Genomic DNA, 14,306 nt, shown 5'->3' with positions numbered 1-14,306 from the left:
ATGCGAAAAAGCGAGCTCCGCAACATATCGCACACTACAATGGCGCGATTTGAGAATTTTATTCTATTCTTCGGCTATCAACGGCGCGGGTAAGGAGTTTGGGCGTGATAAGCGTTTTCGACATGTTTAAAATCGGCATTGGCCCCTCGAGCTCTCATACGGTAGGACCGATGAAAGCCGGTAAGCAATTTGTCGATGAATTGATAAGCCGCGACTTACTGGACTCGGTGACGCGTATTGCCGTTGACGTTTACGGCTCGCTGTCGTTGACCGGGAAAGGACACCATACCGATATCGCCATCGTTATGGGGCTGGCGGGCAAGATGCCGGACACCGTCGACATTGACGCCATCCCGCAGTTTATCCGCGAGGTGGAAAGCCGGGAACGCCTGTTGCTGGCGGACGGCCGGCATGAGGTCGATTTCCCCCGTGAAGGCGGCATGGTTTTCCGCAGCGAAAACCTGTCGTTGCACGAAAATGGTATGACGATCACCGCGTTTACCGGGAGCGAGGCCGTTTTCCGTAAGACCTATTACTCCATCGGCGGCGGGTTTATCGTTGACGAAGAGAACTTTGGTAAAAGCGTATTAACCGACGTCTCCGTGCCCTATGCCTTTAATTCGGCGCAAGAGATGCTGGCGCACTGCAAGCAAAACGGCCTTTCGCTGTCCGCCATGGTGATGCGCAACGAACTGGCATTGCACAGCCGCCAGGATATCGAAGATTACTTCTCGCATATCTGGCAGACCATGCGCGCCTGTATCGACCGCGGCGTGAACACCGAAGGCATACTGCCCGGTCCGCTGCGCGTTCCCCGCCGCGCTTCGGCGCTGCGCCGCATGCTGGTCGCCTCCGACAAACACTCCAATGACCCGATGAACGTCGTGGATTGGATCAATATGTTCGCCCTGGCGGTCAACGAGGAAAACGCCGCCGGCGGGCGCGTGGTTACCGCGCCGACCAACGGCGCCTGCGGCATTGTGCCCGCGGTTCTCGCCTATTACGACCACTTTATCGAACCGGCCGGCCCCGACATCTATATCCGCTATTTTCTCGCCGCGGGCGCGGTGGGCATACTGTATAAAATGAACGCTTCCATCTCCGGCGCCGAAGTGGGCTGTCAGGGAGAAGTCGGCGTCGCCTGTTCCATGGCGGCGGCCGGGCTGGCGGAACTGATGGGCGCCAGCCCGGAGCAGGTGTGCGTGGCGGCGGAAATCGGCATGGAGCACAATCTTGGCCTGACCTGCGATCCGGTCGCCGGCCAGGTTCAGGTGCCGTGCATCGAACGCAACGCCATCGCCGCGGTAAAAGCCATCAACGCCGCGCGGATGGCGATGCGCCGCACCAGCGAACCGCGCGTATCCCTGGACAAGGTTATTGAAACCATGTACGAAACCGGCAAGGATATGAACGCCAAATACCGCGAAACCTCGCGCGGCGGACTGGCGATCAAGGTACAGTGCGACTAGCGCCCTTTTCGCAAAAAAGTTGATGCTTACCCGAGCGGGTAGAAAAGATGTACCGCGATCTGGTGACATGGTTTATTGCTGAAGAGATGGCGCACTGGTCGCGGTCGCAAAACGCTATTTCACCTAAAACAGCGTAACCCGGCATAAGGTAAAACGGCGAGGTTACTGACAAAACCTTCATCGTCCTCCTCGCGAAAGCGGGGATCTGCAGGAATGACGTATTTGGGGTCGGTATTACAGATGCCTACTTTGTCAATGGTCTGACGGCTTGCCCAATTATGGGCAAGCCGTAGCAATATCCGCACCGGCGATGCGCCTCCGGCGGGAGATCGCCGCTATGCGTTTGCCAACGTTACTCGTCGTCCTCTTCCCTCGGTTCGGTGATTTTTTCGACCCGCACCAGTTCGATACGGTATTCCGACACCTCCATGATTTGGAAGCGCAGCTGGTGTAGCTCAATCACATCGCCCACGTTGGGAAACTCATCGCTGTATGCCAGCAGCATGCCCGCCAGCGAGGCATAATCCTCTTTCGGACTGACCAGATCGCTGCTCTCGACCACCTGCTGCAAAGAGTGCAAATCCGTGCCGCCTTTAACCAGCCAGCCGTCGCCGTCGGCCACAATATCCAGCGTTTCGTCTTCGTCCGGGAATTCGCCGGCAATCGCTTCCAGCACATCCAGCGGCGTAACCAGCCCCTGCACCACGCCAAACTCGTTGCTTACCATCACCAGACTGCCTTTGGCCCGGCGCAGCACCGGCAGCAAGTTGATCACGTCCAGCGTTTCCGGCACCACAATCGGCTGATTGGCCGCCGCGAAACTTTCCACATCGGCATGCTCTTCCAGCGCCACCAGCAGATCTTTGGCCCGCACCACGCCGATTAGCTCGTCCAGCGAACCGCGGCATACCGGGAACAGGCTGTGGGGTGTATCCAGCAACTGCAAACGGATCTCCTCCACGGAGCGCTCGCTGTCTACCCAGGAAATTTCCGTTCGCGGCGTCATCACGCTGCGTAAGGAACGCGACGCCAGCGTCAGCACCCCGCTGATCATATAGCGCTCTTCTTCGGCAAAGGTTTCAGCGGTGACCTTCCGCGGTTGATCGTCCTCGTCGGCGGCGGCTTTTCTGGCCCCCATCAGCCGTAAAATCGCCTCGGCGGTGCGCTCGCGCAGCGGGCGCCGTGACTGATGCTTCATAAAGTTATGTCGGGCAATCTGGTTGAAAAACTCGATCAGGATCGAGAAGCCAATCGCCGCATACAGATAGCCTTTGGGAATATGGAAGCCGAAACCTTCCGCAACCAGACTTAAACCAATCATCAGCAGGAAGCTGAGGCACAGCACCACCACCGTCGGGTGGGCGTTGACAAAATTGGTCAGCGGCTTGGATGCCAGCAGCATCACCCCCATGGCGATAATCACCGCGGTCATCATAACGCCCAGGTGGTTAACCATACCCACCGCGGTTATCACCGCATCCAGCGAAAATACCGCATCCAGAACGACTATCTGGGCGACCACGACCCAAAAGCTGGCGTGCGCGCGGGCGCCATGCTCATCATGCGATTTATTCTCCAGCCGTTCATGCAGTTCCATGGTGGCTTTGAACAGCAAGAACAGCCCCCCGGCCAGCAGAATAAGATCGCGTCCGGAGAAACTGAAATCGCCGACGTGAAACAGCGGGCGGGTCAGCGTGACCATCCAGGAAATCAGCGACAACAGCCCCAAACGCATCAGCAAGGCCAGCGATAAACCGATAATGCGGGCTTTATCTCGCTGCTTGGGGGGCAATTTATCCGCCAGAATGGCGATAAATACCAGGTTGTCGATACCCAGAACAATTTCAAGTACCACCAGCGTCAATAAGCCTGCCCAGATTGAGGGATCCAGCAAAAATTCCATGTCAGACTCCGAAAAATGAACTAGCAGACGACATCAATGCCGCGTTGGCATTGAAGGATAATAAAAAGAGTGGGTATGAATCAGAATGACTCTGAAGGTGGCCGGAATGACCAACCGAGTACAGAAAACCACCAGCGTTAGCAGGTACACAGAGAACGTTTTGTCGGTGACAGTCCATGGGAAGGGCGAATGCCCGATGCTCCTAAATAATTTAACAGAATATAACTCTAACAGGTTGCTCCGGTTTTTCACAAAGACTTTCTTACGCCGCGCCATGCGGGAAATGCATGTAACATTTCTGTTATTTAACGCACACTTTTCTTAACAGCTCACAGCTTACGCCAATCAAAGGCGGACCAACGTCACACTATTTATTTTTTCGGTGGGTAAAATAAATCCGTCAAACGGCTGTTTCAGGTTTTACGGATTTGAACCGGCTCGTTGAATGTAGTGGATTAATTGTAAAAATTTTTACCTATTGGATAACCAAGTCAGCCTCTGACGACCATACTGATATGGCAACGATTAACGTTCGGCAGGCGCACGTTAACCCTATATCCCGACACATTACACACTCGATTTGATCGTGAATAGTGAGGAGGTAGTAAGTGAGTATTGCAATAATACTATGCACTCACGGAGCCACCGCGGGGCCGCTGTTAAAGACGGCTGAAATGATTCTTGGCGATCAGGATAACGTCGCCACGATCGATTTCATCCCCGGTGAAAACGCTGAAACGCTGATAGAAAAATATCAGGAGAAGTTATCTCAGTTGGATACTTCGTCCGGCGTATTGTTTTTGGTTGATACCTGGGGAGGCAGTCCGTTTAATGCCGCCAGCCGTGTGGTTACCGACAAGGAGAATCATGAAGTTATCACCGGGGTAAACATTCCCATGCTGGTGGAAACGTTTATGGCCCGCGATGACAACCCGGCATACGCCGATTTGGTGGCAACCGCGCTTGAGGCGGGAAGGGACGGGGTAAAAGCCCTGAAAACCCGGGAGCAACAGAAAGCGGCGGTCTCCCCCGCTCCTGTTTCATCCGCACCCAAAGCTCCCGCGCCGGTTAGCGGAACCGGCGGCCATATGAAAATAGGGTTGGCGCGTATTGACGACCGTTTAATTCACGGTCAGGTGGCGACGCGCTGGACAAAAGAGACCAACGTCAACCGCATTATCGTCGTCAGCAACGAAGTCGCCGCCGACAACGTGCGTAAAACGCTGCTGACGCAGGTCGCTCCTCCGGGGGTTAGCGCTCATGTGGTGGACGTGGCGAAGGCCATCCGCGTTTATGACAACCCGAAATATGCCGGCGATCGCGTGATGCTGTTATTTACCAACCCGACCGACGTACTCACCCTGGTTGAAAATGGCGTCAACATACCCTCCGTCAACATTGGGGGCATGGCGTTCCGTCAAGGGAAAACGCAGGTCAATAATGCGGTCTCCATTGATGAAAAAGATATTGCGGCGTTCAAGGAACTGGATAAACGCGGAATTGAATTGGAAGTCAGAAAAGTTTCCAGTGATTCCAAAATCAAAATGATGGACCTAATCAATAAGATGGCTCGTTAGCACATTCAATAAATTTCGCTGTGTAACGATTTATTTTACTCGGATAACGTTTTCTATAGGAGAAGTACAATGGAGATTACCACCCTTCAAATTGTGCTGATATTTCTCGTTTCTTGTGTTTCGGGGATGGGGTCGATTCTTGACGAGTTTCAATTCCACCGCCCTCTCGTCGCCTGTACGCTTATCGGCGCCGTATTAGGCGATTTGCAAACCGGGATCATTATCGGCGGTACGCTGGAAATGATCGCGCTCGGATGGATGAACATCGGCGCGGCGGTGGCGCCCGATGCGGCTCTGGCTTCCATTATCTCGACGATTCTGGTCATCGCCGGCGGACAAAGCGTAGGCGCGGGGATTGCGCTGGCGATCCCGCTGGCCGCGGCCGGGCAGGTGCTGACGATTATCGTGCGCACCATTACCGTGGCGTTCCAGCATGCCGCCGATAGCGCGGCGGAACGCGGCAGCTTAAGCGCGATCAGCTGGCTTCACGTATCCGCGCTGTTTCTTCAGGCGATGCGTATCGCCATTCCCGCCGTTATCGTGGCGATCTCCGTCGGCACCGATGCCGTTCACGCCATGTTGAACTCGATTCCCGACGTGGTCACCAACGGCCTGAATATCGCCGGGGGCATGATTGTCGTCGTGGGTTACGCGATGGTCATCAACATGATGCGCGCGGGCTACCTGATGCCTTTCTTCTATCTTGGTTTCGTTACCGCCGCCTTTACCGATTTCAACCTGGTGGCGCTGGGGGTCATCGGTATTGTTATGGCCGTGCTGTACATCCAGCTCAGCCCGAAATACAACAAGACGCCGGGTCAAGCGGTGGCCGCGGGTAATAACGATCTCGATAACGAACTGGATTAATAGGAGTGAGAGAAATGGTTGATACAACTACTGACGTCAAGAAACTCACCGCCAGCGATATTCGCGCGGTGTTTATTCGCTCCAACCTTTTCCAGGGGTCATGGAACTTTGAACGTATGCAGGCGCTCGGCTTCTGCTATTCCATGGTGCCGGCGATCCGCCGCCTCTACCCTGAAAACTCGGAAGAACGTAAACAGGCGATTAAGCGCCATCTGGAGTTTTTCAATACTCAGCCGTTTGTCGCCGCCCCGATTCTGGGGGTGACGATGGCGATGGAAGAGCAACGCGCCAACGGCGCGCCGATTGACGACGGGGCGATAAACGGCCTGAAAGTGGGGTTGATGGGTCCGCTGGCGGGCGTCGGCGACCCCATCTTCTGGGGCACGGCGCGTCCCGTTTTCGCCGCGCTGGGCGCCGGGATTGCCATGAGCGGCAGCCTGCTGGGGCCGGTGCTCTTTTTCGTTCTGTTCAACCTGGTGCGCCTGCTGGTGCGCTACTACGGCGTGGCCTATGGCTATCGTAAAGGGGTCGATATCGTTAGCGATATGGGCGGCGGCTTCCTGCAAAAGATGACAGAGGGGGCGTCTATTCTCGGTCTGTTCGTCATGGGGGCGCTGGTCAACAAATGGACCCACGTCAACGTGCCCATGGTGGTTTCCAGAGTAACCAATCAGGAGGGCGAAACCACCGTCACCACCGTCCAGTCGATTCTCGACCAGCTTATGCCGGGACTGATTCCCCTGCTGCTCACCTTCGGCTGTATGTGGCTGCTGAGGCGCAAGGTTAACGCCCTGTGGCTTATTATGGGATTCTTCGCCATCGGCATCTTCGGTTATTGGATCGGCCTGCTCGGTCTGTAGTATGTTACCCCGCCGGAGGTGACCCCTCCGGCGGGCGTACGCGTTCGTTTAGCACATCACATCCCCAAACATTCACCCTTGGAGTTACCCATGACGGTTACGGATATCGCCCTGGTTATTTTGATCGCGCTGGCGCTGATTTATGCCATCTATGACGAATTCATCATGGATAGATTGCATGGGCAAACCCGACTGCGCGTGGCGCTAAAACGGGCAAATCGGCTGGACGCGCTTATTTTTATCGGCCTGGTGGTAATCCTTATTTATCAAAACGTCATGAATAACGGTGCGGTAATTACCACTTCTCTTTTGCTTTTTCTGGCATTTATGGCGATCTATCTCGCCTATATTCGCCATCCCAAGTTGCTGTTTAAACAGACGGGATTCTTTTATGCCAATATCTTTATTTCTTATAACCGTATTAAAAATATGAATTTATCCGAGGACGGCATTTTGGTCATCGATCTGGAGCGGCGCCGGTTATTAATACAGGTGACTCAGCTTGACGATCTGGAAAAGATATATAATTTTATGGTTGAAAATCAATAACATAAAAATATTTAATTATAAATTAAAAATATTATAAAACATATCATTAACTTATTTGTGGCATTTTATCCCCATTAACGCTGACGTTATTTTATGCGATGACGATCACGCTATTTTTAAATGAAAATAATTATCAATTGCATTATTAACACCTATTATTTTTATTGTTGTTTGATCCATAAATAATATGTTAAGGTTGCGCCGTCATTGGGGAGTAGCCGGTTTCTGAACGTCATGATCAGAAATGCTCGTATCAACATACTCGTTTTATCTATTAAAACGTGGTGCGGGCGGCCAGTAGGCAGGCGAGACCATAGACACGGCGACCATCATCTGGTTGGGGATGAGCGCCGTGGATATGGAGAACCACCCAGCCGAGGCTATTTACCATGAACCTATCAGCAACGCTCATCCTTGCTTTTGGCATGTCGATGGACGCTTTTGCGGCGTCTATCGGCAAAGGCGCCGTACTGCACAAACCCCGATTCCGGGACGCCATCCGCACCGGCCTTATTTTTGGTATTGTGGAAGCCACCACGCCGTTGATTGGCTGGTCCCTGGGCTTTTTTGCCAGCCGGTTTATTATTGAATGGGATCACTGGGTCGCCTTTGGTCTGCTGGTGATCCTGGGCGGGCGCATGATTATGGAAGGCGGCAAAAACGCCAGGCTCTGCCACTGCGATAAAATTAAAAAACACAGTCTGGCGCTGCTGGTCTGTACGGCCATCGCCACCAGCCTTGATGCCATGACCCTTGGCGTGGGTCTGGCATTTTTACAGGTCAATATCTTCCACACGGCCATGGTCATTGGCTGCGCCACCATGATCATGGTGACGCTAGGCATGCTGATTGGTCGCTATATCGGGCCGATCCTCGGAAAAAAAGCGGAGATTGTCGGCGGTATCGTACTTATCGCCATCGGCTGCAATATTCTCTATGAACATCTTGGCCATGCGGCGGCGTGAAAGAGAGGGCCAGTGATGCCGGATTTCCGCCCTGCTCGTTTTACCTTATCCGGCGGCCGCGTCGCCGTCGTCGATACGTTGGTGCAGGCGGATAATAAAGTCGGTCTCGCAGCTAAATTGCGCCGCTTCCCGCAGTTTTTTACCGACCTCCGGAGTGGCTCGCCAGGCGAACGGCGTCATCTGTAGCAGCTCGGCGCCCTCCAGCCCGGTCAATTGCATCGGATATGCCAGCGTTTGCCGTTCAATCAAGCGGAAACCGGCCAGCGTTTCGTCCCGGCCGGGGTGTAACCGTACCTGGTCATAGACTTGCGCTTTCAACTGATAAAGATGGCGCGGCCCCGGCGATACGGTAATGACCCAACCGCCCGCTTTTACCGTACGCTGTAATTCGGCGTCATTGCATGGCGCATAAATTTTCAGGATGGCATCCAGTGAGCGGTCGTCAAACGGCAGCCGCTGGCTTGAAGCGACGCAATAATCGACCTCAGGATAACGTTTTGCCGCACGCTGTATCGCCGCTTTCGAGACATCCAGCCCATAAACGGTTGTTGCCCGGCATGATTTAACCCGGGCGGCCAAGGCGGCGGTATAGTAGCCTTCGCCACAGCCGATATCCAACACGGCGGCCGCTTCGGGCGGTAAAATCTCATTAATGCGCCGTGTAACATATTCACGCAACGGCTGGTAATGTCCCGCATCCAGAAAGCGGCGACGGGCCTGCATCATTTCCGCGCTGTCGCCCGGTTGTTTTGAACGCTTAAACTGCACCGGCAGTAAGTTCACATAGTCTTCTTTCGCACAGTCGAAACTGTGGCGGCCACAGGACCATTGCTGCGCTATGCGGCGTAACGGTTGCCGACATAGCGGGCATTGATAAGACATCAGCACGTTTCCCTGCTAAAAAGCTTTATATTGATAAAAATCAGACAACAAAAAACCCGCACCGTGGCGGGTTTTACAACGTGAACTGTAGTTAAATCGCAGTGACGTTGACTGCAGACGGACCTTTCTGACCGTCTTGAATTTCGAATTCTACGTTCTGACCTTCAGCCAGAGTTTTGAAGCCGTTGCCTTGAATTGCAGAGAAATGTACGAATACATCTTTGCTACCGTCAGCCGGAGTGATGAAACCAAAGCCTTTAGACTCGTTGAACCACTTGACCTGACCTTTAATCTTTGCCATTTCAGATATTTCCTTTAATTGTTTAAACCGCCAGAGGCGTTATACAGACAAACCAAAGTCGTTACTGCTTGAGGCACTAAGATAAGGATCGGCAGAGAAGTGGTATTCACGCTAACGCTTGTACTCAAATCTTCTTTACTGAAAATGCCATTCATATACAGAACTGTACCTCGTTTTACCCAAGTGCGTTATTGCACACTCCGCAACCGTTGGCAAGCCCTTTTTTATCAGTCATGGACATGGCGCACAGATTAACGTCTTCGACGACTTACAAATAACGCTAACTCGCTATATTGATAAGACTAAATACCGCTTTTACCCATAATATTCATCTATGTCCGGGAGGCGCGCGCCGTGGCGTATGCGCAGCGCTCAGGGCCAGCGGCAGGCATAAAAAAATCGTCGTCGGCGCGCTGAAAGCAAGACGGGAGAAGTATGGAAAAAGGGCAAAAGTGGCGGATTGACAGGTCTTAGATAAATACCCACTATCGATTCCCGTTTTTGCCCTTTGGATGGTTGACTTATAAATCAAAGCATACGCAACGTTACTTTTTTTTGAATTAATCAATACTCAACATAACAACAAGTAAAACAATCAAAAAAATAAGCAAAATAATACTAGCCAGCTTCCAACGCCTTTCTGATTTGCTGCTCATACCCACACATTCCTTCCAGAAACAAAACTTATACTAAAAGCCTATACTTATGCTTTATCGGCAGATACCGACATTTTATTAGTCCGCCGATCGGCTTGTCTGCTAATCTCGGAAAATCCCCCATAGCATAGTACGGATATCTCAGCGTTGCCGTTAGACTTACGTTGCAAGATTACGTGCAATTTATTAAATTAGATCATGACTTTTGTTATCGAAGGAGCATGATGAGTCTTTCGCTCATGTGCGCACAGTTAGTTACCCGCCGAGTCTTCCGACACGCTATTACTGCCCATCTGCCTCTTGACTTAAATGATATTGATAATTATTCTCAATTTAATCATCCATAACCAGTAAGGATAAACCCATGACCGGTTTTTTGACTCGCCTGCCCTCTTTTTTGCGTCGTATGGCGTTGCCCGGCGCCCTCCTCTTTGTGTCCGTCGCCAGCGCCAACGCCGCGGAAAAGCTTAGGGTGGTCACCACCTTTACCATCATCCAGGATATTGCGCAGAATATCGCCGGCGACGCCGCGACGGTAGAGTCGATTACCAAGCCGGGCGCGGAGATTCATGATTACCAGCCCACGCCGCTCGATATCGTTAAAGCGCAGTCGGCCCAACTGATACTGTGGAACGGCATGAATCTGGAACGCTGGTTTGAGCGTTTTTTTGACAACGTCAAAGACGTTCCGGCGGTGGTGGTGACGGAAGGAATTACGCCGCTGTCGATCCGTGAAGGCGCCTATAACGGCAACCCCAATCCGCATGCGTGGATGTCGCCTTCCAACGCATTGGTCTATATTGAAAATATCAGGGCCGGATTGGTGAAGTACGACCCGGCGAATGCGGAAACCTATAACCGCAATGCCAAAGCCTATGCGGAAAAAATCAAGGCCATCGACTCGCCATTGCGTGAACGCTTATCCCGTATCCCGGAGCAGCAACGCTGGCTGGTGACCAGCGAAGGCGCATTCAGCTATCTGGCGCAAGACTATCAATTCAAAGAGGTCTATTTATGGCCGATTAATGCTGATGAACAAGGCTCTCCTCAACAGGTGCGCCGGGTGATTGATACCGTCCGCAAGGAAAAAATCCCGGTGGTATTCAGCGAAAGCACCATCTCGGACAAACCGGCAAAACAGGTCAGTAAAGAGACCGGTGCCAAATACGGCGGCGTACTCTATGTCGACTCGCTGTCAAGCGAAAACGGCCCGGTGCCCACCTACATTGATTTGTTAAAAGTCACTGTAGAGACCATCGCCAAAGGATTTGATCAATGAGCAGTGATACAGATACAGCAACGCAGTCGCTGGAGATTAATGACGTCTCCGTGACCTACAGTAACGGCCACCAGGCGATCCGCCATGCCTCTTTCGCATTGAACGGCGGCACCATCTGCGCGCTGGTGGGCGTCAACGGCAGCGGAAAATCAACGCTATTCAAAAGCATTATGGGCCTGGTAAGGCCCACAACCGGGCAGGTATTGCTCAACAAAAAGCCCATTGTCCAGGCGCTGAAACAGAATCTGGTCGCCTACGTGCCGCAGACCGAAGATGTCGACTGGAACTTTCCGGTGCTGGTCTCCGATGTGGTGATGATGGGACGCTACGGAAAAATGAATTTTCTGCGCATTCCCTCGCAGCTGGATCGCGACATCGTTGCCGAATCATTGGAGCGCGTCGGCCTTACGGCTTTATACCAGCGTCAGATCGGCGAATTATCCGGCGGACAGAAAAAACGGGTTTTTCTCGCCCGCGCGCTGGCCCAACAGGGCAGCGTGCTGCTGTTGGATGAACCTTTTACCGGCGTCGATGTAAAAACGGAAAACGCGATTATCGATCTGCTGCGCACCTTGCGCGACGAGGGGCATCTGATCCTGGTGGCGACGCACAACCTCGGCAGCGTGCCCGAATTCTGCGATAACGTTATTTTGGTGAATCGCACCGTGCTGGCGGCGGGCCCGACGCACAGCACCTTTACCCAGAGCAATCTGGAAAAAACCTTTGGCGGCGTGTTGCGCCATATCAATCTTGGCGGGCCGAACCTGCATGACGACGACGACGAGCGCATGGTTACCGTGTTGACCGATGACGAGCGCCCGGCGGTGTTCTATGGCTCAACCAAGAACGACCCTCCCGCTCTGCGCGCCGTCCCAGGGGAGAAAGAACAGCGATGATCGAGCTTCTGCTACAGCCGTTCAGCTATAACTATATGATGAAAGCCATCTGGGTCAGCGCCATCGTGGGCGGCGTCTGCGCCTTCCTCTCGGCCTATCTGATGCTCAAGGGATGGTCGTTAATGGGCGATGCGTTGTCGCACTCGGTTGTGCCCGGGGTTGCCGGCGCCTATGCGTTGGGCCTGCCGTATGCCGGCGGCGCTTTTTTTACCGGTATGCTGGCGGCGCTGGCGATGACCCTAATCCGCCACATTACCCGCTTACGCGAAGACGCGATTATCGGTTTTATCTTTTCCACTTTTTTCGCCGTCGGTCTGCTGATTATTTCGCTCAACCCCACCTCGGTTAACGTTCAGTCCATTATCTTCGGCAATATTCTGGGTATCGCCGATGAAGACGTCCTTCAGGTCGAGATCATTATCGGCGTGACCCTGGTGATTCTTTGCCTGTTATGGAAAGACCTGCTGGCGGTGTTCTTTGATGAAAACCATGCCCGCTCCATCGGCCTTTCTCCGCTGAAGCTGAAAATTCTGTTCTTTACCCTGCTCAGCGCCTGCACCGTTGCGGCATTGCAAACCGTCGGCGCCATTTTGGTAATCGCCATGGTGATTACCCCCGGCGCGACCGCTTATCTGCTCACCGACCGATTCGGCCGTCTGGTGCTGATTTCCATCGCCCTTGGCGCGACGACCAGCGCCGTCGGCGCCTATCTGAGCTTTTTCCTTGACGGCGCCACCGGTGGGGTAATCGTTACGCTGCAGACGCTGGTATTCCTGCTGGCGTTTGTATTCGCGCCCAAGCATGGTTTACTGGCGTCGCGCCGCCTGCGCCAGAGCGACCAAACGGGGGATGCGCTATGAGCCTGATACTGAGCTGGATAACCGAGCCGCTATCCTACCCGTTTATGCAACGCGCGCTTATCGCCGCCGTGGTGACGGGCATCGTCTGCGCGGTACTGTCGTGCTACCTGGTGCTGAAGGGTTGGTCGCTGATGGGCGATGCGATTTCTCACGCCGTCCTGCCCGGTATCGTGGTGGCCTTTCTGCTGGCCATCCCGCTGGTTATCGGCGCCTTTGTTTCCGGCATTTTCTGCGCCGTCGCCACCGGGTATGTCAAAGAGCATAGCCGGGTCAAGGAAGATACGGTGATGGGGATCATTTTTTCCGGCATGTTTGCGCTGGGATTAGTGCTGTTTGCCCGTATCGATACCGATCAACACCTGAACCATATTCTGTTCGGCAACGTGCTGGGCATTACGACGCAGGAACTGACCCAGATTCTGTTGATCGCCGGCGTCACGCTGACGGTCATTCTGCTGAAACGCCGGGATTTCATGCTCTACTGTTTTGATCCCAACCACGCACGCGTGATCGGTCTGCCGGTCAAACTGCTGCATTACGGGCTGCTCTGCCTGCTGGCGTTAACGATCGTCGCGTCATTACAGGCGGTGGGGGTCATTCTGGTTATCGCCATGCTCATCGCGCCGGGCATCATCGCCTTTATGGTATGCAAGAGCTTCGACCGCATGCTGATCGTGGCGACGCTGGTTTCCGTCGTCTCCTGTATGGCCGGCACGATGATCAGCTTTTATATCGACGGCGCCACCGGTCCCTGTATCGTCATTATCCAGGCCCTGTTCTTCACCGTCGCATTGGGTTTCCACCAGCTGAAAATTCATCGTCACCCCGCCGCGCCGACGGAAACCGCTTAGCGCGGCGGCACGCTTAACCGGCGGCGTTTTTCCGCCGGTTAATCCCCCGCCACAACGGTTTTATCTGCCACAACGGCTATACTTTCCTCCTGATGCCTTTTCGCGGCATTCATCAATCATCATCACTGTGCGACAGATTCAGTTTTTATATAGTTCAATCAATTACCGTAATGGTATACACCCAATAGATTTCGAGTTGCAGGAAGGCGGCAACTGAACGAATCCCCAGGAGCTTACTCAAGTAAGTGACTGGGGTGAGCGACAAATCTGCCTGGAGCAGATTTGAACGCTGTTCACAGCGGTCCCGTAGGGGCGAGGCCCATGGAAGGGCCGAGTAACACAGCCAACGCACCTGCAACTTGAAAGATGACGGGTATACAGGGCAATATCA

Annotated in this window: 13 protein-coding genes, 1 pseudogene and 1 riboswitch; of the genes and pseudogenes, 10 read left to right on the top strand and 4 right to left on the bottom strand. The window is 53.5% G+C overall.

Features of this window, described 5'->3' with window-relative positions:
• Nucleotides 1-104: 104 nt before the first annotated feature.
• Entirely contained in the window at nt 105-1,469 is a 1,365-nt protein-coding gene (locus DDT56_RS18210) for an L-serine ammonia-lyase (protein WP_136167835.1), read from the top strand.
• A 352-nt stretch (nt 1,470-1,821) separates the two neighbouring features.
• Here the strand turns inward: DDT56_RS18210 and DDT56_RS18200 are convergent, their stop codons facing one another.
• Complete coding sequence (locus DDT56_RS18200; protein ID WP_136167834.1) at nt 1,822-3,372, bottom strand: TerC family protein; 1,551 nt, start codon at nt 3,370-3,372, stop codon at nt 1,822-1,824.
• 608 nt (nt 3,373-3,980) lie between these two features.
• Here DDT56_RS18200 and manX point away from each other — a divergent pair.
• The 5 genes from manX to mntP all read left to right on the top strand — a co-directional run bounded on the left by manX (nt 3,981) and on the right by mntP (nt 8,190).
• Complete coding sequence (gene manX / locus DDT56_RS18195; protein ID WP_136167833.1) at nt 3,981-4,949, top strand: PTS mannose transporter subunit IIAB; 969 nt, start codon at nt 3,981-3,983, stop codon at nt 4,947-4,949.
• Between the two features lie 69 nt (nt 4,950-5,018).
• Nucleotides 5,019-5,816 carry a PTS mannose/fructose/sorbose transporter subunit IIC gene (locus tag DDT56_RS18190; protein ID WP_136167832.1) on the top strand — a complete coding sequence of 266 codons (798 nt, stop codon included), beginning with the start codon at nt 5,019-5,021 and terminating at the stop codon, nt 5,814-5,816.
• Between the two features lie 14 nt (nt 5,817-5,830).
• Complete coding sequence (locus tag DDT56_RS18185) at nt 5,831-6,676, top strand: PTS mannose transporter subunit IID (RefSeq protein WP_136167831.1); 846 nt, start codon at nt 5,831-5,833, stop codon at nt 6,674-6,676.
• Nucleotides 6,677-6,766: 90 nt separating this feature from the next.
• Entirely contained in the window at nt 6,767-7,225 is a 459-nt protein-coding gene (locus DDT56_RS18180) for a DUF986 family protein (protein WP_136167830.1), read from the top strand.
• A 197-nt stretch (nt 7,226-7,422) separates the two neighbouring features.
• A riboswitch (yybP-ykoY riboswitch) is annotated at nt 7,423-7,607 on the top strand.
• A gap of 7 nt (nt 7,608-7,614) precedes the next feature.
• Nucleotides 7,615-8,190 (top strand): manganese efflux pump MntP, encoded by a 576-nt coding sequence (gene mntP, locus DDT56_RS18175; RefSeq protein WP_136167829.1) that lies wholly within the window; start codon nt 7,615-7,617, stop codon nt 8,188-8,190.
• Nucleotides 8,191-8,235: 45 nt separating this feature from the next.
• On the opposite strand, the gene rlmA is transcribed toward mntP, so the two are convergent.
• From rlmA to DDT56_RS18160, 3 genes and pseudogenes are all read right to left on the bottom strand, one after another.
• The gene (gene rlmA / locus DDT56_RS18170; RefSeq protein WP_136167828.1) at nt 8,236-9,072 is read right to left on the bottom strand and encodes a 23S rRNA (guanine(745)-N(1))-methyltransferase; all 837 of its coding nucleotides are present in this window, start codon (nt 9,070-9,072) and stop codon (nt 8,236-8,238) included.
• A gap of 91 nt (nt 9,073-9,163) precedes the next feature.
• Complete coding sequence (gene cspE, locus DDT56_RS18165; protein WP_002221949.1) at nt 9,164-9,373, bottom strand: transcription antiterminator/RNA stability regulator CspE; 210 nt, start codon at nt 9,371-9,373, stop codon at nt 9,164-9,166.
• Nucleotides 9,374-9,412: 39 nt separating this feature from the next.
• Nucleotides 9,413-9,528 (bottom strand): annotated as a pseudogene (locus DDT56_RS18160) (DUF2627 domain-containing protein).
• 865 nt (nt 9,529-10,393) lie between these two features.
• Between DDT56_RS18160 and DDT56_RS18155 the strand changes: the two are divergent.
• The 4 genes from DDT56_RS18155 to DDT56_RS18140 are packed head-to-tail and all read left to right on the top strand — an operon-like array spanning nt 10,394 to nt 13,915.
• Nucleotides 10,394-11,308: a metal ABC transporter substrate-binding protein gene (locus DDT56_RS18155; RefSeq protein ID WP_136167827.1), complete on the top strand. Its 915-nt coding sequence runs from the start codon at nt 10,394-10,396 to the stop codon at nt 11,306-11,308.
• Complete coding sequence (locus DDT56_RS18150) at nt 11,305-12,204, top strand: manganese/iron ABC transporter ATP-binding protein (RefSeq protein WP_136167826.1); 900 nt, start codon at nt 11,305-11,307, stop codon at nt 12,202-12,204. Before DDT56_RS18155 ends, DDT56_RS18150 begins: the two co-directional genes overlap by 4 nt.
• On the top strand, nt 12,201-13,064 hold the full coding sequence (locus DDT56_RS18145; protein WP_136167825.1) for a metal ABC transporter permease: 864 nt from the start codon (nt 12,201-12,203) through the stop codon (nt 13,062-13,064). The genes DDT56_RS18150 and DDT56_RS18145 overlap by 4 nt, the downstream gene beginning before the upstream one ends.
• Nucleotides 13,061-13,915, top strand: coding sequence for a metal ABC transporter permease (locus DDT56_RS18140; RefSeq protein WP_136167824.1), 855 nt, complete (start codon nt 13,061-13,063; stop codon nt 13,913-13,915). The genes DDT56_RS18145 and DDT56_RS18140 overlap by 4 nt, the downstream gene beginning before the upstream one ends.
• Nucleotides 13,916-14,306 lie beyond the last annotated feature (391 nt).

Origin of the sequence: Brenneria corticis (genome assembly GCF_003115855.1) — a bacterium.
Lineage (GTDB): Bacteria > Pseudomonadota > Gammaproteobacteria > Enterobacterales > Enterobacteriaceae > Brenneria > Brenneria corticis.
The sequence above is the reverse complement of the archived record's forward strand: the minus strand, read 5'-3'. Positions and strand labels throughout refer to the sequence as shown.